Here is a 22,055-nt window from a genome sequence, read left to right as displayed (position 1 = left end):
AAGAGTTTTAAAGACTTAAAAAACTTTAAAGAGAATTTAAACAGTCTTCCACAGTCGGGTAACGAAGTTTAAATTTGAGTTCTTTCAAGCGCTTATTCTGAATGCGTCGCGACTCACTCATGAACGACAGCATCATAGGATCTAACTGAGCACTCAAGTCCTGCCTCGATGCTCTTGGAGGTTTTGGTAAATCCATCTTTTCAGCAATCAAGTCAAAGTAATCAGCCATCTTTAATTGACTGTCATCACAGGCATTGATGACGCGCTGAGATTTACCTCTCCACAAAACATAAGTGATCAATCTGGCTAAGTCATCAGCATTGACGTGATTCGTATAAACATCCTCATCAGCATTCAGCACAGGAGTTCCCCTTCCCAATCTTTCGACAGGAAGTCGATCACCGGCATAAATGCCTGGCACCCTCAAAATGTGAGTCTGAACCCCTGACATGCCCCATGCCCTGATTTGCTGCTCGGCAGACACCCTTCTTTGAGCTCTAGCCGTGCTTGGATTAAGGGTTTTGGTTTCGTCGATCAGGGCTCCCTGACAATCGCCATAGACGCCTGTGGTGCTGATATAAATCAGTTGCCTGATAAATCCTGCCCCGTGAGATAAAATTGACAGCAAGTTACTTGTACGACGATCTTGAAGGCCTTGAGTAGCTGGCGGGGCCAAATGGACCACTTGGGCAGCCAAGTGAGGTAAACGCCATAGAGTCTCTGGCTGGTCAAGGTTCCCATAGATAGGAATTGCCCCAGCTTGCCTCAATGCCGACATCCTACTGGTTGAAGAAGTCAGAGCAAAGACTCGGTATTTCTTCACCAATAGCGGCAGCAAGCGCATACCGACGTCGCCACAACCAACGATAAGAATTCTAGGTTTACCAATACGTTGCATAAACTCAATCGTAATGCTTTAAAAAAGGAATGTCAGTGTCTTACCAAATAACCATTAAAACCAGTGGAAAAACATTTAGTGCCAACGGCGATGAAACTGTTTTAGAAGCCGCGATGCGTCAAGGCATCAATTTACCTTATGGTTGCAAGAATGGTGCCTGTGGCTCATGCAAGGGCAAGATTGAATCTGGTCAGGTTTCACATGGCCAACACCAAGAAAAGGCTTTGACGGCTGAAGAGGCTTTCAATGGCTGCGCCCTATTTTGCTGCGCTAAGGCAGAATCAGATTTGGTGATTGATGTGAAAGAAGTGCCATTGAATGGCGATGTCACGATCAAGAAGATTCCTTGTCGTGTGGCCAGTCTAGAGCAAGCTGCCGAGGATGTGGTGGTTGTGAAACTCCAACTCCCTGCTACCGAGAAGTTTCAGTTTTTAGCAGGACAGTACATTGAGTTTTTATTGAAAGACAAACGTCGCGCTTACTCAATTGCAAGCGCTCCGCATGAAGAAGGTCCTTTAGAGCTACACATCAGACACATGCCTGGTGGCTCATTCACCGACTTTGTATTTGGCAAAACTGAGAACGGTACGACCCTCAAAGAAAAAGATATTTTGCGTTTTGAAGGCCCTATGGGCAGCTTCTTCTTGCGTGAAGATTCTGACAAACCAATCATCTTTATTGCCTCAGGCACGGGCTTTGCCCCAATCAGAGGCATCATTGAGCACATGCGTCATGCAGATATCACTCGTCCAGTGAAGCTTTACTGGGGTGGTCGTCGACCAAAAGATTTTTATCGTGATGCCTTGTGTCAATCATGGGCCAAAGAAATGCCTAATTTCTCATACATTCCGGTTGCTTCAGACGCTACCCCAGAAGATCAATGGACTGGTCGCACAGGCTTTGTTCATGTGGCAGCAATGGAAGATAATCCAGATATGTCGGACTACCAAGTGTATGCCTGTGGCGCACCGATTGTGGTTGAATCCGCTAAAAACGATTTCGTTGCAAAATGTCACTTACCGGCTGACGAGTTTTACGCAGACGCATTCACATCTGCAGCTGATTTAGCCAAGAAAAATGCCACTGCTTGAACTTTGATAAAGACTAAATTTTTGATCAACCCTGAAACAGATAAATAAAGACATGACTATTGATACCCATTCAGTGATGTACATCACCAAACGTCCAGACTTGGTTTTCACCGAAGGTCAGGGTTCTTGGTTGGTTGATCAGAACGGTAAAAAATATTTAGACTTTTTACAAGGTTGGGCTGTTAACTGTTTGGGTCATTCAAACCCAGGCATGATTGAGGCGATTGAAAAGCAAGCTAAAAAGGTCATCAACCCAAGCCCTGCTTTTTATAACGAGCCGATGATTGCGCTGTCTAATTTACTGACGGCCAATAGTTGCTTTGACAAAGTATTTTTTGCCAACAGCGGTGCTGAAGCCAACGAAGGTGCGATCAAGCTAGCTCGTAAATGGGGCAAGCTTCATAAAAACAATGCTTTTGAAATCATCACTTTCAATCATGGATTTCACGGTAGAACATTGGCCACGATGAGCGCTTCTGGTAAAGAAGGCTGGGACACCATGTTTGCTCCTCAAGTTCCTGGTTTTCCAAAAGCAGAACTGAACGATATTGAATCAGTTAAAAAACTGATCAACGATAAAACTGTGGCCATCATGCTTGAACCTGTTCAAGGTGAAGGTGGTGTTATTCCAGCGGATCATCAGTTCATGCGTGATCTTCGCGAAATCACCAAGCAAAATAAAATTTTATTGATTGTTGACGAAGTTCAAGCTGGTTGTGGCAGAACAGGCAAATTATTTGCTCATCAGCTTTACAACATCAATCCTGACATCATGACGCTGGGTAAAGGCATTGGTGGTGGCGTGCCATTGGCCGCACTTCTAGCCACTGATGAAGTTGCTTGCTTTGAACCAGGTGATCAAGGCGGCACATATAACGGCAATCCTTTGATGACTGCGGTTGGATTCAGCGTGATTTCTCAATTGCTAGCGCCAGGATTTTTGGATGAAGTGCTTGCCAAAGGTCAGTACTTAAGAGAATTACTACTAGATCTGAGCAAAGAACTAGGTCTTGATGGTGAGCGTGGCGAAGGCTTATTGAGAGCTCTCAAATTGAATCGTGACATCGGACCTGAAATCGTTGAACGCGCTCGTAATCTTGAGCCAATCGGCCTTTTATTGAATTCGCCACGTCCAAATTTAATTCGCTTCATGCCAGCGCTGAATATCAGCCGTGAAGAATTAAAACAAATGGTTGACCTTCTAAGAGGCGTGATCAAATCAATTAAGTAAGCAGATCAGGGCAGAACCAAAGGCAGTTTAAAGACCCTTGGGCAGTGGGAATGCTGTGTTCTCAACAATCCCTTCTAAAGGTCTCACACTCTTTGGCCCCAACTCTTTGATGCGATCAATGATTGATTGAGCCAAGCTCTCTGGTGCAGATGCACCTGCAGTCAGACCAATTCTCTTTTTACCTACAAACCATTCAGGATTTAACTGACTAGGATGGTCCACCATGTAGGAAACAACTCCAAGCTTTTCAGACAATTCTCTCAAGCGATTGGAGTTAGAGCTATTGGGACTACCAACCACAATCACCAGTTCAACTTGTGGAGCCATGAACTTCACAGCATCTTGACGATTTTGAGTTGCGTAGCAAATGTCTTGTTTTTTTGGTTGCTGAATATGTGGGTACTTTGCTTTTAATGCGTCCACAATTTCTTTGGTTTCATCTACCGACAAAGTTGTTTGCGTCACATAAGCAACAGGACTGTCTGACGGAATCGTCAAGGCTTGAACATCATGAATGTTTTCCACCAGTTGAATGCCTTCCGGTGCCTGGCCCATGGTGCCTTCAACTTCAGGATGACCACGATGACCAATCATGACAATCGTCATGCCTTCTTTGCGCATTTTTATAACTTCAACGTGCACCTTTGTGACCAAAGGACAAGTCGCATCAAATATCTTCAAGCCACGCTGCTCTGCTTCTTGCCTTACTGCTGGCGAAACACCGTGCGCGCTGAAGATCAAAGTATTACCAGCCGGAACCTCATGAAGCTCATCGACAAAGATGGCGCCACGAGCTCGCAAATCATTTACAACATAAGCGTTATGAACAATTTCATGGCGCACGTAAATAGGCGCCCCAAACTTTGTCAAAGCCTGCTCAACGATCGTGATGGCACGATCAACTCCCGCACAAAAGCCTCTGGGTTGAGCCAGCAAGATCTCGCCGTCATTCACCACTTCAGAAGTTGCTTGAGCAGGCGTTGTCATTTAAAGAATCGCGATGATTTCTGCTTCGAACAAAATTGTTTTGCCAGACAAAGGATGGTTAAAGTCAAAAGTTGCAGAGTCACCATCAATTGCCAAAAGAGTTCCAGAGTAAGTTGCGCCATTAGGTGCATTGAACTCGATCATGTCGCCAGGCAAATACTCTTCTTCAGGAGAGGAGTTTTCACGCAAGGTTGTCAAAGAAATTGTTCTAATCAAATCTGGGTTCTTCTCGCCAAAGGCAGCCTCGGGAGCCATGGTAAAAGTTTTGCGCTCATTCAAGAGCATGCCAACCAATGCTTGCTCGAGTGTGGGCGAGAATTGCCCAGTACCCATCATCAAAGTGGCAGGCTTGTCCTCGAAAGTGTTCATGACGTCTCCACCCTCGGGCAAAGAAATCCTGTAGTTCAAGGTCAAAAACGAATTGGCGGTAACTACGGCTCCGCTAGCCATATTAGATTCAGTCATAGCGACATTTTAACTAGCCCTGAGAAATCTGGCCAAACATCGATTAAAAATTGGCCAAAACAGTCTCAACCACGAGAAAAACTTCTTTTAAGTGGACCCAGCTCCATGAATGACGCTGAACTACTCTCCATCATCCTCAGAACAGGCCACCAAGGAGAAAACTCCCTGAATCTATCCCATCGACTGATTCAGGAATTTGGCTCGCTCTCATCCATCCTCACTGCAAACCTGAAAGACTTTGAAGCTTATAAAGGTATTGGCATTTCTAAATGGTCACAACTACAAGTCATTCATGAGCTGGTGCAACGCAGCTACAAAGAGAAGATCAAACAACAAAGTATTTTGACTTCGACTAATTTGGTCAAAAGTTATTTGATCGGCCTGATCGGTCAGAGGGAGTATGAGGTCTTTGTTTGTCTCTATCTGGACATCCATTTAAGGCTGATTGATACCCATGAAATCTTCAGAGGATCCATCTCTGAAACAACCGTGCATATCCGTGAAATTGCCAAAGAATGTCTCTTGAGAAATGCGAGTAATTTGATCATTGCTCACAATCATCCCAGTGGGAGCTTAAAACCCAGTCAAGAGGACATTGCTTTGACCATTGTTTTGCATGAGGCGCTGCAACTTCTTGAGGTCAATCTCTTGGATCACTGTATTGTCACAAAAAGAGGAGCCTCATCTTTTTTAGAGCTTAAAATAATGCCTTTTAAAGATAGTAAACACTAACTTAAAAGTCTATTTTGAGTGGAATTTTGGTCAAATCAGAGACTTTTTTTGATCCGATTCAGAATGCCTTTGTGTAAATAGTGGAATAGTTTCTCGCCACCTGCTACAATCTCTTTTTTTCGCAATTCAAGGAGTGTGTCATGGCAAAAGTATGCCAAGTCACCGGGAAAAAGCCGATGGTCGGCAACAATGTTTCCCATGCAAACAATAAGACAAAACGTCGCTTTTTGCCTAATCTGCAAAATCGTCGTTTTTGGGTTGAATCTGAAAACCGTTGGGTAAGCTTACGCATTACCAACGCCGGTCTTCGCATGATCGATAAAGTAGGCATCGACGCTGTATTGGTTGATTTGCGTACTCGCGGTGAAATCTAAGGAGCGGCAAAATGGCTAAAGGTGGACGCGAGAAAATCAAACTAGAATCGACTGCAGGTACTGGTCACTTCTACACAACGACTAAGAACAAACGTACCATGCCTGAGAAAATGGAGATCATGAAGTTTGATCCTAAAGCTCGCAAGCATGTGTCTTACAAAGAAACAAAGATTAAATAAATCTCGGCTTCATCAGCTGATCAGATTTACTTGATCAAATAAAAAACCCGCTCTAGAGCGGGTTTTTTATTGTCTACTTTATGTTATCTATTGCCGAATACTAACTAGCCATCTTTCAAACCATCAGGTAGCTATTTAAAGCCACCTGGGCAGCTTTAAACCGTGTATCTGCGCAAGCGCAATGAGAACTCTTGCAAGCCCGCCATGCCGCTTGTTTCGGCCTTATGGCACCATTGCTGCAACTGAGCGATCAACTGCTCTTTGGTCACGTGTGAACGCTGCCACAAGCTGGCCAATTCACGACGCATCTCAACCATCAACTTCACTGACTTATTCGTTGCCATGAGCTTCTCAAGGCTCGCAAGCTCAGCTTCAGTTAACTTGGCTTCATCTTTGTATAACCAAAGACGTTGATCACCAAACTGAGCAGCCAATTCTTTCATGTGCGCAACTTCAGCATCGAATGTTTGACGCAAAGTTTTTGAATAACGCGCCATCACTTCATATCGATTAGCAATCACTGCTTGCAAAGTCTTTTCTGAAGCTTGCTCAAGTTCAGCCAATACTGGCTTAGGAGGCAATTTTTTAACTTTGGCTAGACCAGCCATTTCTAATGCACGGATATAAACCCAACCAATATCAAACTCGTACCATTTGTTAGAAAGCTTGGCGCTGGTTGCATAGGTGTGATGATTGTTGTGCAACTCTTCACCACCAATCAAAATACCCCAAGGCATTAAGTTAGTAGAAGCGTCTTCGCAATCGTAATTGCGATAGCCCCAGTAGTGACCCATGCCATTGATGATGCCGGCTGCAGTGATTGGGATCCACAACATCTGAACAGCCCAAACAGTGGCGCCCAGCGCTCCAAAAAGAATCACATCAATGATCAACATCAATGCAACACCTTGCCATTGATATTTTGAGTAAAGATTTTTTTCCATCCAGTCATCAGGTGTACCGTGACCAAACTTCTCAATAGTTTCTTTGTTCTTCGCTTCAGCGCGATACAACTCAGCGCCTCTTGATAGAACAGTATTGATACCTAAAACTTGAGGGCTGTGAGGATCATCAACGGTTTCGCACTTAGCGTGGTGCTTACGATGAATCGCAGCCCACTCTTTGGTCACCATACCGGTGGTCAACCACAACCAAAAACGGAAGAAGTGAGATGGAATAGCGTGCAACTCTAGAGCGCGATGAGCCTGACAACGATGCAAGAAAATTGTCACGCTGGCAATGGTGATGTGAGTCAACAACAGTGTGATCAACAAAATCTGCCACCAAGACCAATTCAGGTAGCCATTTGCAATCCAATTCAACACAAAATCTCTAGTTTGTTCTAACCAAGCCATGCGGCCATCCTCTCAATATGCTTAAGAGAGATATTTTATCAAGCTTTCACCATGTTCACACAGCAAATCTCAAACAGATTTAATCTAAATCATGTTTTTTAGCTAATAAATCGAATTAGTTAGTGAAATTTAGCTACTTTTAGTTAAGTTGCGGCTTTTCGTTCCAAAATGGCCCCAAAAAACGCGTCTGTGCCATGAATATGAGGAAATAACTGCCAGTAAGAGCTGTTTTTGCTGGTTCCAATCGGCAATTCACCCATCATCGGAAAGCTATCTCTTAAGACTTCTTTAGGGTCTTTTAGCTCAAATTGCGGGTTGTTAGCCAAAAAGGCTTCGACAACACCTTGATTTTCTTGATAAATCAAGCTGCAGGTCGCATACACCAAGCGACCGCCTGGTTTTAACAATCTGGCCGCTGAAGTGAGGATAGATAGCTGCTTTTGCGTTAATTCAGCCACGCTTTGCGGGGACTGGCGCCATTTAAGATCCGGATTGCGACGCAAAGTACCCAGGCCGCTGCAAGGGGCATCGACCAATACTCTGTCAATCTTGCCAGCCAAACGTTTTACCTTGGCATCGTTCTCATTGTCGATCCACACAGGATGGACGTTGGACAGACCACTCTTGGCCAAACGAGGCTTCAAGTTGGCCAAGCGCTTCTCAGACACATCAAAAGCGTACAAACGGCCGCTGGACTTCATCATGGCGCCTAAGGACAAGGTCTTGCCGCCTGCTCCAGCACAAAAATCCACCACCATCTCGCCACGCTTAGGCTCTAAAAGCATGCCCAATAGCTGGCTGCCCTCATCTTGAACTTCAGCAAAGCCATTTTTAAAGAACTCTTGGGTTTGCAGAGCCGGCTTACCTTTCAATCTAACGCCATTTGGAGCGTAAGGGGTTGGTTCTGCCGCATAACGCCCACCAAGGTCATTTAAAACGCTCAGAAGGTCTTCTCTTTGGGTTTTGATGGTGTTGACGCGCAAATCTAAAGAAGCAGCTTTCAGCATCGCTTCAGCCAGTGGTAAGCACTCATCTTTAGGAACAGATGAGCCAAGGGCGTTCCAGATCCACTCAGGCATATTCACTCGAGTTAAAGGAGCCAGGGTATTTCTATCGATGGTGCCAAAGCGTTGCAGCCAATCGATTTCATTCGGATGCACCACAAATGCCAAGTCAGCTAGGGCGCTCTCAGCACGATTGCCTGAACCCAAGCCACTTTCAATCATCGTGACCAACAATGACAAGAGCGCTAAACGTCTGGCCAATGGGCCCGCGCCACTTTCAGCAAATTGGGAGATTTCAGTTTTTCTGCGCAAGAATGCAAAAGAGGCCTCAGCAATCAATGCCCGATCTCTATTGCCTAAGCGGGGGTTAGAGCGAAAGTATCTACTCACCACCATATCAGCTGGATGAGCAAACTTCATCAACTCAGTGATGACGATTCCGAGGTGCTCAACGTGTTGCGGGAGTGCTTTTGCCCTTGCTGCAATGGCTTTTTGATCAGTAGTCATTAATTATTTATCCGTAGAGGTGAGCATTTGAAGCTCTGGAGGGCTCACTAAAACTCGATTGTCGCTAATAGTTAAGCGATTATCAATGAACCAGCGCACAGCGCGAGGATAAATAACGTGCTCTTGCTTTAAAACTCGTTTAGCCAAAAGATCTGGGGTGTCGCTTGGAAATACTGGAACACTTGCCTGAATCACCATCGGGCCATGATCCAAGGCCTCAGTCACAAAATGAACCGTGGCTCCATGTTCCTTCACACCAGCCTCTAATGCCTGCTCATGGGTGTGCAAACCTGGGAACAAAGGCAACAAAGAGGGATGGATGTTTAACAAGCGACCTGCGTAATGCTTCACAAAGCCACCAGTCAAAATCCGCATAAATCCAGCCAAAACCACCAAATCTGGGGAATATGAGTCAATTAACTTGATCAATTCAGCATCAAAACTGGCTCGATCTTTAAATTGAGAGTGATCTAATACCGCCGCCTCAATATCCTGAGACCTAGCAAAATCAAGGCCTCCAGCGTTGGGACGGTTAGAAATAACCGCTGCAATTTTGGCCGGCCAAGCCTCTTTTTGAGCTGCATGAACAATGGCTTCCATATTGGAGCCGCGACCAGAAATAAGAATAACAATTGAAGTCATGCCCGCCAATATAATTCATACCTTAACGTGAAGGTAATTAGAGGCATCCCTCCCGCAACTGATTGGACCCCCTGCGCCCTGACCATCGGCAATTTTGATGGTGTGCATCGGGGGCATCAGGCATTGCTAAAAAAATTAGTGGCTAAGGCAAAAGCCCTTCAAGTGCAATCGTGTGTGATGACGTTTGAACCACACCCCATTGAATACTTTGCTCCTGAAAAAGCGCCCGCAAGAATTTTGGGCTTGAGAGACAAACTAGAAGCTTTGGCAGAAATCGGCATTGATCAAGTATTGGTGATTCACTTCAATCAAGTATTTGCCAACTTGAGCCCCGAAGCTTTCGTTAAAGACATCTTGGTTGATGGCTTAAAAGTGAAATCAATTTTGATTGGCGATGACTTCCATTACGGTGCAAAGCGCGCTGGTAATTTTTCTGATTTACAAATCGCTGGTCAACAATTCGGGTTCTCGGTTGAGCGCATGGAAACGTTGGTTGAAGATCAAGAAAGAATTTCCAGCTCAGCTATCAGGCTGGCGCTTCAAAATGGGCAGATGGATCGAGCTCAACAATTACTGGGTCGCCCCTACATGCTGAGTGGTCATGTATTGCATGGCCAAAAGCTTGGAAGAACACTGGGGTTTCCCACTTTGAACTTGGCCGTTGCCAACAGACTGCACAAAAGAAAGCCAGCAGCACAAGGCATTTTTATCGCACAAGTGCACGGCTTAAGCGACAATCCACTACCTGCGGTTGCAAGCCTTGGGCAAAGGCCCACGGTGGATGATTCAGGAAGGTATTTATTGGAAGTTCACATCTTTAATTTTCAACAAAATGTTTATGGAAAATTAGTGCGTGTAGAGCTTGTCAAAAAATTAAGAAATGAAGAAAAATACAACGATTTAGAAACACTTACAACCGCCATCAATAACGATGCAGTAGCAGCAAAAAATTACTTTGAAATAAATGACCATGTCTGATAAAAAAAATTCTTACCCCGTCAACTTACTCGACACGACATTTCCGATGCGTGGCGATTTGCCTAAACGCGAACCTATTTGGGTAAAAGAATGGCAAGAGAAAAAAATCTATCAAAAAATTCGTGAAGCAAAAGCTGGCAAGAAAACATTCATCTTGCATGATGGCCCTCCGTACGCAAACGGTGACATTCACATCGGACACGCGGTTAATAAAATTTTGAAGGACATGATTGTTAAAGCTAAGGGCTTTGCTGGCTACGATGCTAAATATGTTCCTGGTTGGGATTGCCATGGCATGCCCATTGAAATTCAAATTGAAAAGCAATTTGGTAAACATTTACCAACTGCAGAGGTTCAAGAAAAAGCCAGAGCTTATGCAAAAGTTCAAATCGCAAAACAAAAGCAAGACTTTGAGCGTTTAGGTGTTCTTGGTGATTGGCAAAACCCATACCTCACGATGGACTTCAAGAATGAAGCTGATGAAATTCGTGCTCTTGGAAAAATTCTTGAAGACGGTTATGTCTATCGCGGTTTAAAACCAGTGAACTGGTGCTTTGATTGTGGATCTGCTTTGGCTGAAGCTGAAGTTGAGTATCAAGACAAAGAAGACCTCGCAGTGGATGTTGGCTTTGCATTCCCGAAAGATCAATTACCAGCGATTGCCAAAGCGTTCTCATTGAACCAACTGCCAAAATCAGAAGGCATGGCAGTGATCTGGACCACCACACCTTGGACCATCCCATCCAACCAAGCGCTGAATGTGCATCCTGAGATTGACTATGCCTTGGTTGATACAGCAAGAGGTTTGTTGATTCTTGCCAAAGATCGTACCGAAGCTTGTTTAAAAGAATATGAGCTTGAAGGACAAGTGATTGCTACTTGTAAAGGTCAAGCGCTGGCAGGTTTAGAGTTTCATCACCCATTGAGCAAAGCACATGAAGGCTTTGATCGTCGCTCACCAATTTACTTGGCTGAATACGTGACGATTGACAGTGGTACCGGCATGGTTCACTGTGCGCCAGCTTATGGTGAGGAAGACTTTAAATCTTGCAAAACACATGGTTTGAAAGATCAAGATATTTTGAACCCAGTGATGGGTGATGGTGTTTATGCATCTTGGTTACCGTTGTTTGCAGGACTCACTATTTGGAAAGCGAACCCACAAATTGTTGAAGCACTTCAACAAGCAGGTTCACTTCTAAAGTCAGCAAAACTCAAACATTCCTACATGCACTGCTGGAGACACAAAACACCGGTTGTGTACCGAGCTACTGCGCAATGGTTCGCCAGCATGGATAAAAAAGTTGCCTCAGGCAAGAGTCTGAGAGAAACAGCTTTAGAGGGCATTGAAACCACTGAGTTTTACCCAGCATGGGGTAAACAACGCTTGCGCAACATGATTGCCAATCGCCCAGATTGGACACTCTCAAGACAGCGTCAATGGGGTGTGCCAATGGCCTTCCTCATTCATAAAGAAAGTGGTGAACTTCATCCGCGCACACCTGAGCTATTAGAAATCATTGCCAAGCGTGTTGAAAAAGAAGGTATTGAAGCTTGGCAATCGATTGATCTTAAAGAGCTCATCGGTGATGAAGCTGCGATGTATGAAAAGAACAAAGACACTTTGGATGTTTGGTTCGATTCAGGCACCACGCACTGGCACGTGATCCGCGGTTCACATGCAGCCACATTGGCAGATGCCTCTAGAGATAATCCAAATGAGCGCTGGGCTGATTTGTATCTTGAAGGATCAGATCAACACCGCGGCTGGTTCCATTCATCCCTACTCACTGGCGCCATGCTTGATGGCAAACCGCCCTACAAAGCTCTCTTGACTCATGGCTTCACGGTTGATGGTCAAGGTAGAAAAATGAGTAAGTCTGTGGGCAACGTGATTGCCCCTCAAGAAGTTGCTGACAAAATGGGTGCTGAGATCATTCGTTTGTGGGTAGCCTCTACAGACTACTCAGGTGAAATGACCATTTCGGATGAAATCTTGAAGCGTGTAGTTGAAAGCTATCGCCGCATTCGCAACACTTTGAGATTTTTATTGGCCAATCTTTCAGATTTCGATATTGACCAACACCGCATGGATCCAAAGGATTGGCTGGAGCTTGATCGCTATGCCTTAGCAGTGACTGAAGAAATGCAAAAGGAATTGACGGCCCACTACGATCAATATGAATTCCATCCAGCAGTATCCAGACTGATGACCTTCTGCTCAGAAGACATGGGCGGCTTCTACCTAGACATCATCAAAGATCGTTTGTACACATTGGCTGCTGATGCTCCAGCTCGTCGCTCTGCTCAAAACGCACTGTTCCACATCACACAATCATTCTTGCGTTTGAGCGCGCCATTCCTATCGTTCACAGCTGAAGAGGTTTGGGGTATTTTTGCTCACAAGACCAAGAGCAAAGACACGATCTTTACTGAAGAGTTTTACCAGTTGCCATCAATCAATGATGCCAGCGCTCTGATCGCTAAATGGGATCGTATTCGTGCGATGCGTTCAGACATCACCAAAGCGATTGAATTTGAGCGTGAGGCTGGCAACGTTGGCTCTTCATTACAAGCTGAGCTTCAGATTGAAGCATCTGCTACTGATGCAGCGCTCTTGAAATCACTTGGCGACGATTTAAAGTTCATCACCATCACTTCAAGCGTGAACGTGACTGAAAATTCTTCACTTGAAGAAATCAAAGTAACGGTTAAATCATCAAGCCATCAAAAATGTAGTCGATGCTGGCATTACAGAGAGGATGTTGGGCATGATGCCGAGCACCCTACTTTGTGTGGTCGCTGCACCAGCAACTTATTTGGTGATGGCGAAAAACGCCATATAGCCTAAAAGTATCCAAGGAGAATTATTTGGCACGCTCTAGCAAATCATCTGGCAACCAACAAAGCTTTTTGCTTTGGATGGGAACGGCTGCACTTATTTTGATCCTTGATCAATTGACCAAGATCATCGCTAAAGGCAATTTGATTGAAGGTATCTCTCAACCAGTCACCAGTTTTCTCAATTGGACTTTGGTTTACAACCCTGGTGCAGCATTTTCATTTTTAGCTCAAGCAGGAGGTTGGCAGCGTTGGTTTTTCACATGCATCGGTTTGGTCGCTGCAGCTGTGATGATTTGGTTGATCAGAAAAAATACCAGTCAAACCCTTTTTTGCTTGGCCATGAGCCTGGTCTTAAGTGGTGCAATCGGCAATGTGATTGATCGCATCTTGTATGGCGCCGTTGTTGATTTTGTTGATCTTCATTACGCTGGCTGGCACTGGCCTGCGTTCAATATTGCTGATAGCGCCATCACCATTGGTGTGATTCTGTTAATCTTAGATGAAATCAAGCGCGTCAATAAATAACCTAAGGTAAATAGCTCATGTATTCACTTCAAGGCAAACATATCCTTCTGACGATGTCAGGTGGTATTGCTGCATTCAAAGTGGCTGAGTTAGCACGCTCTTTAATTCAAGAGGGTGCCACAGTGCAAGTCATCATGAGTGAAGCTGCGACCAAATTCATGACGCCTGTGACCATGCAAGCACTCACTGGCAATCACGTCTACACAGACCAATGGGATGCCCGCATTTCTAACAACATGGCGCACATCGAGCTTTCTAGAAAAGCCGATGTCATTGTGGCTGTTCCAGCCAGCGCAGACTTATTGGCAAAAATTTCACATGGCTTAGCCAATGATCTTGTGAGTGCTACTTGTTTGGCCAAAGAGTGCCCATTAGTTGTGGTGCCTGCGATGAACAAGCAAATGTGGGAAAACGCTGCCACCCAAAGAAACATGCAACAACTACAAGCAGACGGCATCACTGTGCTGGGCCCTACCAGTGGCACACAAGCTTGCGGTGAAAATGGCATGGGTCGCATGCTTGAAGCTGCCGAGATCTTGGAAGGCATCATCGCCTTTTTTCAAAAAAAAGTATTAGCCGGTAAAAAGGTATTGATCACTGCTGGTCCAACATATGAGGCCATTGATCCTGTCAGAGGCATCACCAATCGAAGCTCTGGAAAGATGGGCTTTGCATTAGCCAAAGCTGCTGTAGAGGCTGGTGCTGAAGTTCAATTGATCGCAGGTCCTTGTCATCTGCCAACACCTCTTGAATACACTGGAAAAATCAAACGCACCGATGTGATCAGCGCAAAAGATATGCATGCTGCTGTCATGAATCATCTTGATTGCGATGTTTTCTTTTCGGTTGCTGCTGTAGCAGATTGGTCAGTGAAGAATGCATCTGCACAGAAAATTAAAAAATCTGACCAAACTAATCCAGTATTGGAATTTGAATTAAATCCTGACATCTTGGCTGAAGTTGCCAAGAAGGTATCGGGCAAGAAGCCTTACTGCATTGGGTTTGCAGCCGAAACCAATGATTTAGAGAAGCATGCGCAAGAAAAGCGCATCAAGAAAAACATTCCGATGCTTTTAGGTAATCTTGGTCCAGATACTTTTGGTCTTGATGACAATCAATTATTGATCGTTGAAGAAACAGGCATGACTAAAACCAATAAGCTCGACAAAACTGCTTTGTCTCGAGAAATCATTCAACTCATTTCCACAAAAATTTAAGTCAATAAGCTATGAAAAAATTACAAGTCAAAATTCTTGATGAACGCATGAGAAACAATTTGCCGCAATACGCTACCAGCGGCAGTGCCGGCCTTGATTTAAGAGCTTGCTTAGATGAAGCGATTGTCATCGAGCCTGGTCAGACAGTATTGGTACCAACCGGCTTATCTATTTTCTTGGATGATCCTGGCTACGCTGCTTTGATCTTGCCTAGATCTGGATTAGGTCACAAGCACGGCATCGTCTTGGGTAATCTTGTGGGTTTGATTGACTCAGACTACCAAGGACAGTTGATGGTCAGCACTTGGAATCGCGGTCAAACTGCTTTCAAATTGGAGCCAATGGAGCGCCTGGCACAGTTAGTGATTGTTCCAGTGGCACAGGTTGAATGGACTGAGGTTACAGAGTTCAGCGCCAGCGATAGAGGCGCAGGCGGGTTCGGAAGTACTGGCAGAGCTTAATCAAACAATTAATTAAGCCCTGCGTTTTCCTTAAATTTCTTGAACCTCATGGCCTGCTGCAGCTTTTTTAACGGCAGGTCTAACAGGCGCATCAAAATCAAGAATAATCTTCTCATCGGCGTCCATGTCAACCACCACATGACCGCCATGAACCAACTTACCAAATAGCAATTCATCAGCAAGCGCTTTGCGCACCAAGTCTTGAATGAGTCGTTGCATTGGTCTTGCGCCCATCAATGGGTCAAAGCCATGCTTGGCCAAATAAGCTCTGAGGTTTTCAGTGAAACTTGCGTCCACTTTCTTCTCATGCAATTGCTCTTCAAGCTGCATCAAGAACTTATCAACCACGCGCAAAATAATGCTTTCATCCAATGCCTTGAAGCCCACGATGGCATCTAAACGATTACGGAACTCTGGCGTGAAGGTGCGCTTGATGTCACCCATCTCATCACCTGCTTGACGCACGGTTGTGAATCCAATGGTGGACTTCTGCATCGCTTCTGCACCCGCATTGGTGGTCATGATGATGATGACATTTCTGAAGTCTGCTTTGCGACCATTGTTATCAGTCAATGTACCGTGGTCCATCACTTGCAACAAGATATTGAAAATATCGGGGTGAGCTTTTTCAATCTCATCAAGCAATAAGACGCAATGAGGCTTCTTATTCACCGCCTCAGTCAACAAACCACCCTGATCAAAGCCAACATATCCTGGAGGCGCGCCAATCATGCGACTCACCGCATGGCGCTCCATGTACTCAGACATGTCAAAACGAATCAGCTCAATGCCCATGATGAAGGCCAATTGCTTGGCTACTTCAGTCTTACCAACACCGGTTGGGCCAGAGAACAAGAAAGAGCCAATTGGTTTGTCATCTTTACCCAAGCCAGCTCTCGACATTTTGATGGCTGATGCCAATGCTTCAATCGCAGGCTCTTGACCAAACACAACACTCTTCAAATCACGATCAAGGGTTTGCAACTTACTGCGATCGTCCACGGACACTGACTGTGGCGGAATGCGTGCAATCTTTGCCACGATGTCTTCAACCTCTTGGCGACCAATCGTTTTCTTCTGTTTTGATTTTGGCAAGATGCGTTGCGCAGCACCTGCCTCATCGATCACATCAATCGCTTTGTCTGGAAGGTGTCTGTCATTGATGTAACGTGCTGACAACTCTGCAGCCGCTGTCAAAGCTGCTTGAGCATACTTAACACCGTGATGCTCTTCGAACTTTGATTTAAGACCGCGCAAAATTTGCACCGTTTGATCAACAGATGGTTCTAAAACATCGACCTTTTGGAAACGTCGTGAAAGCGCTGCATCTTTTTCGAAAATGCCGCGATACTCATTAAAGGTGGTGGCACCAATACATTTCATTTGGCCACTAGACAAAGCTGGCTTCAATAGATTGCTGGCATCCAATGTTCCGCCTGAAGCTGCACCAGCACCAATCAGCGTATGAATTTCATCGATGAACAAAATCGCATCTGGATTGTCTTTGAGGTTCTTTAAAACGCCCTTCAGACGTTGCTCAAAGTCACCACGGTACTTTGTACCTGCCAACAAAGCGCCCATATCCAATGAATACACCGTCGCCTTGGCCAAAACCTCTGGCACATCATTCTGCGTGATTCTCCAAGCCAAGCCCTCAGCAATCGCCGTTTTACCAACGCCAGCCTCACCCACCAATAGAGGGTTGTTTTTTCTGCGACGACATAAAACCTGAATCACTCGTTCAACTTCGCCTTCGCGACCGATCAATGGATCGATGCGCCCCTGCTTAGCCAACACGTTCAGATTTTGCGTGTATTGCTCTAGTGGGCTGTCTTTGCCAGCTCCACCAGCATCTTCACCCTCAGCACTAGGCTCGCTCGCTTTTGGAGCATCTACCTGATCTTTTCTGATGCCATGACTGATGTAGTTAACGATATCAAGACGTGTCACGCCTTGCTGCTGGAGATAGTAAACAGCGTGTGAATCTTTTTCACCAAAAATAGCCACCAAAACGTTGGCGCCAGTGACTTCCTTTTTTCCGTTAGAAGTTGATTGCACGTGCATGATGGCACGCTGAATCACTCTTTGGAAGCCCAAGGTTGGTTGAGTATCCACATCATCTGATCCAGGCACGATTGGCGTGTTGTCATTGATGAAGTTTTTTAGATTACTTTTTAGATCATCAATATTGACCGCGCAAGCTTTCAACACATCCGCAGCTGTGGCGTTATCCAGCAAGCCACACAGTAAATGTTCAACGGTTATGAATTCATGTCTTGACGCTCTAGCGTCCACAAATGCCATATGCAAGGTAACTTCTAACTCTTGAGCAATCATGCTTCCTCCATAGTGCACTGCAATGGGTGCCCAGACTCTCGGGCTCTATCTACAACTTGTTGAACTTTGGTTAAAGCGACATCTTTAGTATATACACCACAAACCCCTTTTCCTTCTAGGTGTACTTGTAGCATGATGCGCGTGGCGCGTTCTTGGTCATGGTGAAAATATTCCTGAATCACCATCACCACAAATTCCATCGGAGTGAAGTCATCATTCAACAAAACAACTCGGAACATCTTAGGTGGCTGAACACGCTCAGACTGGCGGTCCATCACCGTGGTGTGATCCTCCTGAAAAGCAGGGAAATCTATCGGGTTGGCTGTTTTAGGTTTTCGACTCATATACCCTATTCTAAACATAAGTTTCAAATTGGGGGGAAGCCCTATTTTTGCTATTTTTACAAATAAAAATTTGCATTAAATCCAGGCATTTATTGAAGATTTAATGAAAGTTTTATTTTGATGAATCTCATTAAAGTATGATGAAACCATTGAGAAAATTTTTCAGGATTTATCTAGCAATGCTTCACAAAATCATCACCGCTGTTTTTGCGTACTTTATTTTTAGTTCAACTGCGATGGCCCAGCAAGGCCCTACGATTGATTTGCACGCGGGCATGTACAAAATACAAGCGGAAGTGGCAAAAACAGAAAAGGCCCGTCAATTAGGCCTCATGCATCGCACCTATATGCCTGCTGATGACGGCATGCTGTTTATTTTTGAGCAAAGTGCCACACATTGCTTTTGGATGAGGAACACAAAAATTCCTTTGGCCATCGCTTTCATTGCAGATGACGGAAAGATTGTGAATATTCTAGAAATGAAAGCAATGACTGAAGATAATCATTGCCCAACTAAACCCGTTCGCTTTGCTTTAGAAATGAACCAAGGCTGGTTCAGCAAGAAAGGGGTTCTTCCTGGGCACACCATCACTGGTCTACCCAAGAATTAATCAGTTAATTAGCTATTAACCGAAGTGACAAACGTAATGAACCGGCTGTTCGGCGCGGATCACAAAGTAACCACCCGCCTCAACTGTCCATGATTGACCAGCAGCAAACGCCTGCTCTGCCGCACCGTTGATGCTCACATGAGCTGTGCCATCAACCACTTCCATCACTTCTTTAGTTGTTAAGTCAAAGCGCAATGTGCTTGGCAAAATCACGCCAACAGACTTGCGCTCGCCACTTGGCAATGTCACTGTGTGAGAAACACATTTACCGTCAAAAAAAACATTGGCTTTTTTGTTAACTGTTACTTGATCGAATTGCATGTCTTACCCTTTAATCTTGTTAGCTATTAAGAACCACGCTTGCGACGTGCATTCGCAGCAATGCGCATGCGCAAGGCATTTAATTTGATGAATCCACCAGCATCGGCCTGGTTGTAAGCACCACCATCATCGTCAAACGTAGCAATGTTTTGATCAAACAAAGTGTTGACAGAATCTCGTGCAACCACGGTGACAGAACCTTTGTACAACTTCACGCGCACAGAGCCACTCACGCTTTGCTGAGTATGGTCAATCAATGTCTGAATCGCCACACGCTCTGGCGCCCACCAATATCCGTTGTAAATCATGCTGGCATAACGCGGCATCAAATCATCTTTCAAATGAGCCACTTCGCGGTCCAAAGTAATGCTTTCGATACCTCTGTGAGCCTTCAAAAGAATCGTTCCGCCAGGAGTTTCGTAGCAACCACGGCTCTTCATACCAACATAGCGGTTCTCAACAAGGTCCAAACGTCCTACGCCGTGCTTGCCACCGATTTTATTTAGTTCAGCGAGCATTTCATGGGCTTTGTAACGCTTACCGTTGATGGCCACGGCATCACCACGTTCAAATTCAATATCGAGGTACTCAGGAGCATCAGGAGCTTGCTCTGGTGAGACTGTCCAACGCCACATAGATTCTTCAGCTTCAGCTTTAGGATCTTCAAGATGACGACCTTCATAACTGATGTGCAACAAATTGGCATCCATTGAATATGGAGCGCCACCTTGCTTGTGTTTCATTTCAACTGGAATGCCATGTTGCTCGGCATAGGCCAATAATTTTTCACGTGACAACAAATCCCATTCACGCCATGGAGCAATCACTTTGATCGACGGCTCTAATGAATAGTAGCCAAGCTCAAAACGAACCTGGTCATTGCCTTTGCCTGTAGCGCCATGCGATACAGAATCAGCACCGGTTTGACGTGCAATTTCAATTTGACGTTTGGCGATTAATGGGCGAGCAATGGATGTGCCCAATAAATATTCGCCTTCATAAATGGTGTTAGCGCGGAACATTGGGAAAACGAAATCCCTAACAAATTCTTCGCGCAAATCATCAATGAAAATATTTTCAGGCTTGATACCGAATTTAAGCGCCTTAGCTCTTGCTGGCTCAAGCTCTTCACCCTGACCCAAGTCCGCTGTGAAAGTCACGATTTCACATTGGTAGGTGTCTTGCAACCATTTCAAAATAACGCTGGTATCTAAGCCACCAGAATAAGCTAGAACAACTTTTTTAATATCTGACATATCTATCTAATTAATTAAAGTTTAAGTAAAAATTACAACTTGCCGCAAAGCAAAAATTCCATCAAAGCTTTTTGTACATGCAGACGATTTTCAGCCTCATCCCAAACAACGCTTTGAGGACCATCTATCACTGAGGCAGAAACTTCTTCACCTCTATGGGCAGGTAAACAATGCATGAACAATGCGTCTGAGTTAGCGGCGGCCATCAATGCATCATTGACCATCCAACCTTTGAAAGCTTTCAAGCGAACTTGATTTTCATCTTCGTACCCCATGCTGGTCCAAACATCGGTGGTCACCAAATCAGCTCCACGACATGCATCAACAGGGTTTTCAAAAATCGTTAAATGTTTTTTAGCATTTGGACTCAACATCTTTTGGTCCAACTGATAGGTCGAAGGAGCAGAGAAGTGCACCTTGAAGTCCAAAATCTCAGCCGCTTGTATCCAGGTGTAGGCCATGTTATTGGCATCACCCACCCATGCAACAGTTTTACCCTTGATGCTGTCACGGTGCTCCACATACGTGAAGATGTCAGCCAATACTTGGCAAGGGTGGTATTCATTGGTCAAGCCATTGATCACTGGCACACGTGAATGAGCAGCAAAACGCTCAATGATGTCTTGGCCAAATGTTCTGATCATGATGATGTCAGTCATGCGCGAGATCACTTGAGCTGCATCCTCAACTGGTTCACCACGACCTAACTGGGTGTCTTTGGTATTTAAAAACACAGCATGGCCACCCAACTGATGGATACCTGCTTCAAAAGATAATCTGGTGCGCGTGGAGTTTTTTTCAAAAATCATGGCCAAGGTTCGGTCATGAAGTGGGTGCCAGGTTTCGTATCTTTTAAATTTAGCTTTTAAAAAAGCTGATCTTTCTAAAAGATAAGCGTAGTCATCCGCACTGAAATCAGTGAACTGTAAATAATGTCTAACAGCAAGATTTGACGCCATAAATTTCAAATACCTGATTAACTCAATAATTGATTCACGATAGTTCTAGACTGCTAAAATAGTCGGGTTTCCCCCAACTAATTATTCATTTATACCGCATACACATCGTGACGACCAAACAATTCTTTATCCAAGGTCTCACTCATGATGGCAAGCCATTTAGACCCAGCGATTGGGCTGAAAGACTTTGCGGTGTCATGGCTCAATTTCGACCAGAAAATGATTCAAGCGACCCTCGTTTCACATATTCACCATTTGTTAAACCTGTGATCATTGCAGGCACAAAGTGTGTGGTTGTCGATGAACGCCTAAGGGATATCGAGCCAAAAGCCATGGATTTCGTGAAAAACTTTGCCAAAGATAACAATCTTCCGATTGTTGAGGCCTGCGAAATCCCAATAAAATCAAACAACTAGAAACAAAAAACCCGCTCCGGATAAGGGAACGGGCTTTTTTAAAACTGACCTAAATTAGGCAGTCATGCCCTTAACAGCTGCAGATAAGCGTGATTTTGTACGCGCAGCAGTGTTTTTATGCACTACTTTTTTGTCTGCAATCTTGTCGATAGTTGCCTGTGCAGCTTGGAAAACCTTGGCTGCAGCAGCTTTATCACCAGCATCTACGGCTTTACGTACAGACTTGATAGCTGTGCGAAGACGTGAACGCAAGCTGGTGTTGTGTTCATTTTGAGAAACTGCCTGGCGGGCACGTTTACGAGCTTGGGCGGTATTTGCCAT

At 44.8% G+C, this 22,055-nt stretch carries 24 protein-coding genes; 12 read left to right on the top strand and 12 right to left on the bottom strand.

The features are described 5' to 3' along the window. Window positions 1-25: 25 nt before the first annotated feature. Window positions 26-898, bottom strand: a complete 873-nt coding sequence (locus ICE88_RS05925; RefSeq protein WP_216250508.1) for an SDR family oxidoreductase — start codon at window positions 896-898, stop codon at window positions 26-28. 35 nt (window positions 899-933) lie between these two features. Between ICE88_RS05925 and ICE88_RS05920 the strand changes: the two genes are divergently transcribed. Then, window positions 934-1,989: a 2Fe-2S iron-sulfur cluster-binding protein gene (locus tag ICE88_RS05920; RefSeq protein ID WP_216250506.1), complete on the top strand. Its 1,056-nt coding sequence runs from the start codon at window positions 934-936 to the stop codon at window positions 1,987-1,989. Between the two features lie 52 nt (window positions 1,990-2,041). After that, entirely contained in the window at window positions 2,042-3,220 is a 1,179-nt protein-coding gene (locus tag ICE88_RS05915; protein WP_216250503.1) for an acetylornithine transaminase, read from the top strand. Between the two features lie 27 nt (window positions 3,221-3,247). Here the strand turns inward: ICE88_RS05915 and ispH are convergent, their stop codons facing one another. Then, on the bottom strand, window positions 3,248-4,207 hold the full coding sequence (gene ispH / locus ICE88_RS05910) for a 4-hydroxy-3-methylbut-2-enyl diphosphate reductase (protein WP_216250500.1): 960 nt from the start codon (window positions 4,205-4,207) through the stop codon (window positions 3,248-3,250). After that, complete coding sequence (locus ICE88_RS05905; protein WP_216250496.1) at window positions 4,208-4,672, bottom strand: peptidylprolyl isomerase; 465 nt, start codon at window positions 4,670-4,672, stop codon at window positions 4,208-4,210. Between ICE88_RS05905 and radC the strand changes: the two genes are divergently transcribed. The 3 genes from radC (at window position 4,628) to rpmG (ending at window position 5,957) form a co-directional block, all read left to right on the top strand. Next, the gene (gene radC / locus ICE88_RS05900; protein WP_370624456.1) at window positions 4,628-5,404 is read left to right on the top strand and encodes a DNA repair protein RadC; all 777 of its coding nucleotides are present in this window, start codon (window positions 4,628-4,630) and stop codon (window positions 5,402-5,404) included. The two genes, ICE88_RS05905 and radC, sit on opposite strands and share 45 nt — an antisense overlap. A 140-nt stretch (window positions 5,405-5,544) precedes the next feature. Next, a complete protein-coding gene (gene rpmB / locus ICE88_RS05895; protein ID WP_089514656.1) occupies window positions 5,545-5,778 on the top strand; it encodes a 50S ribosomal protein L28 in 234 nt (77 codons plus the stop codon). A gap of 11 nt (window positions 5,779-5,789) precedes the next feature. Then, a complete protein-coding gene (gene rpmG / locus ICE88_RS05890; protein ID WP_089514657.1) occupies window positions 5,790-5,957 on the top strand; it encodes a 50S ribosomal protein L33 in 168 nt (55 codons plus the stop codon). Between the two features lie 155 nt (window positions 5,958-6,112). Here rpmG and ICE88_RS05885 read toward each other — a convergent pair whose 3' ends face one another. From ICE88_RS05885 to purN, 3 genes are all read right to left on the bottom strand, one after another. Continuing rightward, the gene (locus ICE88_RS05885; protein WP_216250493.1) at window positions 6,113-7,312 is read right to left on the bottom strand and encodes a fatty acid desaturase; all 1,200 of its coding nucleotides are present in this window, start codon (window positions 7,310-7,312) and stop codon (window positions 6,113-6,115) included. A gap of 143 nt (window positions 7,313-7,455) precedes the next feature. Further along, on the bottom strand, window positions 7,456-8,823 hold the full coding sequence (locus tag ICE88_RS05880; RefSeq protein ID WP_216250490.1) for an RsmB/NOP family class I SAM-dependent RNA methyltransferase: 1,368 nt from the start codon (window positions 8,821-8,823) through the stop codon (window positions 7,456-7,458). 3 nt (window positions 8,824-8,826) lie between these two features. Then, entirely contained in the window at window positions 8,827-9,465 is a 639-nt protein-coding gene (gene purN / locus ICE88_RS05875; RefSeq protein ID WP_216250487.1) for a phosphoribosylglycinamide formyltransferase, read from the bottom strand. A gap of 27 nt (window positions 9,466-9,492) precedes the next feature. Between purN and ICE88_RS05870 the strand changes: the two genes are divergently transcribed. The 5 genes from ICE88_RS05870 to dut are packed head-to-tail and all read left to right on the top strand — an operon-like array spanning window position 9,493 to window position 15,490. Then, the gene (locus ICE88_RS05870) at window positions 9,493-10,443 is read left to right on the top strand and encodes a bifunctional riboflavin kinase/FAD synthetase (protein ID WP_216250485.1); all 951 of its coding nucleotides are present in this window, start codon (window positions 9,493-9,495) and stop codon (window positions 10,441-10,443) included. After that, window positions 10,436-13,294 (top strand): isoleucine--tRNA ligase, encoded by a 2,859-nt coding sequence (gene ileS / locus ICE88_RS05865; protein WP_216250483.1) that lies wholly within the window; start codon window positions 10,436-10,438, stop codon window positions 13,292-13,294. Before ICE88_RS05870 ends, ileS begins: the two co-directional genes overlap by 8 nt. Before the next feature lie 20 nt (window positions 13,295-13,314). Then, complete coding sequence (gene lspA / locus ICE88_RS05860; protein WP_216250479.1) at window positions 13,315-13,812, top strand: signal peptidase II; 498 nt, start codon at window positions 13,315-13,317, stop codon at window positions 13,810-13,812. A gap of 17 nt (window positions 13,813-13,829) precedes the next feature. Beyond that, window positions 13,830-15,029 carry a bifunctional phosphopantothenoylcysteine decarboxylase/phosphopantothenate--cysteine ligase CoaBC gene (gene coaBC / locus ICE88_RS05855; RefSeq protein WP_216250477.1) on the top strand — a complete coding sequence of 400 codons (1,200 nt, stop codon included), beginning with the start codon at window positions 13,830-13,832 and terminating at the stop codon, window positions 15,027-15,029. Window positions 15,030-15,040: 11 nt separating this feature from the next. After that, window positions 15,041-15,490 (top strand): dUTP diphosphatase, encoded by a 450-nt coding sequence (gene dut / locus ICE88_RS05850; RefSeq protein ID WP_216250474.1) that lies wholly within the window; start codon window positions 15,041-15,043, stop codon window positions 15,488-15,490. Window positions 15,491-15,520: 30 nt separating this feature from the next. On the opposite strand, the gene clpA is transcribed toward dut, so the two are convergent. Both clpA and clpS read right to left on the bottom strand, forming a co-directional pair. Continuing rightward, window positions 15,521-17,827, bottom strand: coding sequence for an ATP-dependent Clp protease ATP-binding subunit ClpA (clpA, locus tag ICE88_RS05845; protein ID WP_216250471.1), 2,307 nt, complete (start codon window positions 17,825-17,827; stop codon window positions 15,521-15,523). After that, complete coding sequence (gene clpS, locus ICE88_RS05840; protein WP_251370235.1) at window positions 17,824-18,102, bottom strand: ATP-dependent Clp protease adapter ClpS; 279 nt, start codon at window positions 18,100-18,102, stop codon at window positions 17,824-17,826. The genes clpA and clpS overlap by 4 nt, the downstream gene beginning before the upstream one ends. Window positions 18,103-18,350: 248 nt before the next feature. Between clpS and ICE88_RS05835 the strand changes: the two genes are divergently transcribed. Further along, entirely contained in the window at window positions 18,351-18,782 is a 432-nt protein-coding gene (locus ICE88_RS05835; protein ID WP_216250468.1) for a DUF192 domain-containing protein, read from the top strand. A 15-nt stretch (window positions 18,783-18,797) separates the two neighbouring features. Here the strand turns inward: ICE88_RS05835 and ICE88_RS05830 are convergent, their stop codons facing one another. The 3 genes from ICE88_RS05830 to argF are packed head-to-tail and all read right to left on the bottom strand — an operon-like array spanning window position 18,798 to window position 21,318. Further along, window positions 18,798-19,103 (bottom strand): pyrimidine/purine nucleoside phosphorylase, encoded by a 306-nt coding sequence (locus ICE88_RS05830; protein WP_215290269.1) that lies wholly within the window; start codon window positions 19,101-19,103, stop codon window positions 18,798-18,800. Between the two features lie 26 nt (window positions 19,104-19,129). After that, a complete protein-coding gene (locus ICE88_RS05825; protein WP_216250466.1) occupies window positions 19,130-20,359 on the bottom strand; it encodes an argininosuccinate synthase in 1,230 nt (409 codons plus the stop codon). 32 nt (window positions 20,360-20,391) lie between these two features. Continuing rightward, complete coding sequence (gene argF, locus ICE88_RS05820) at window positions 20,392-21,318, bottom strand: ornithine carbamoyltransferase (protein ID WP_216250463.1); 927 nt, start codon at window positions 21,316-21,318, stop codon at window positions 20,392-20,394. A 104-nt stretch (window positions 21,319-21,422) separates the two neighbouring features. Here argF and ICE88_RS05815 point away from each other — a divergent pair, with 104 nt between their 5' ends. Beyond that, entirely contained in the window at window positions 21,423-21,734 is a 312-nt protein-coding gene (locus tag ICE88_RS05815; RefSeq protein WP_370624455.1) for a DUF3579 domain-containing protein, read from the top strand. 54 nt (window positions 21,735-21,788) lie between these two features. On the opposite strand, the gene rpsT is transcribed toward ICE88_RS05815, so the two are convergent. Then, window positions 21,789-22,055, bottom strand: a complete 267-nt coding sequence (gene rpsT / locus ICE88_RS05810; protein ID WP_089514673.1) for a 30S ribosomal protein S20 — start codon at window positions 22,053-22,055, stop codon at window positions 21,789-21,791.

Origin of the sequence: Polynucleobacter sp. AM-26B4 (genome assembly GCF_018882285.1) — a bacterium.
Taxonomy (GTDB): Bacteria; Pseudomonadota; Gammaproteobacteria; order Burkholderiales; family Burkholderiaceae; genus Polynucleobacter.
This window is presented reverse-complemented; position numbering and strand designations above follow the sequence as displayed.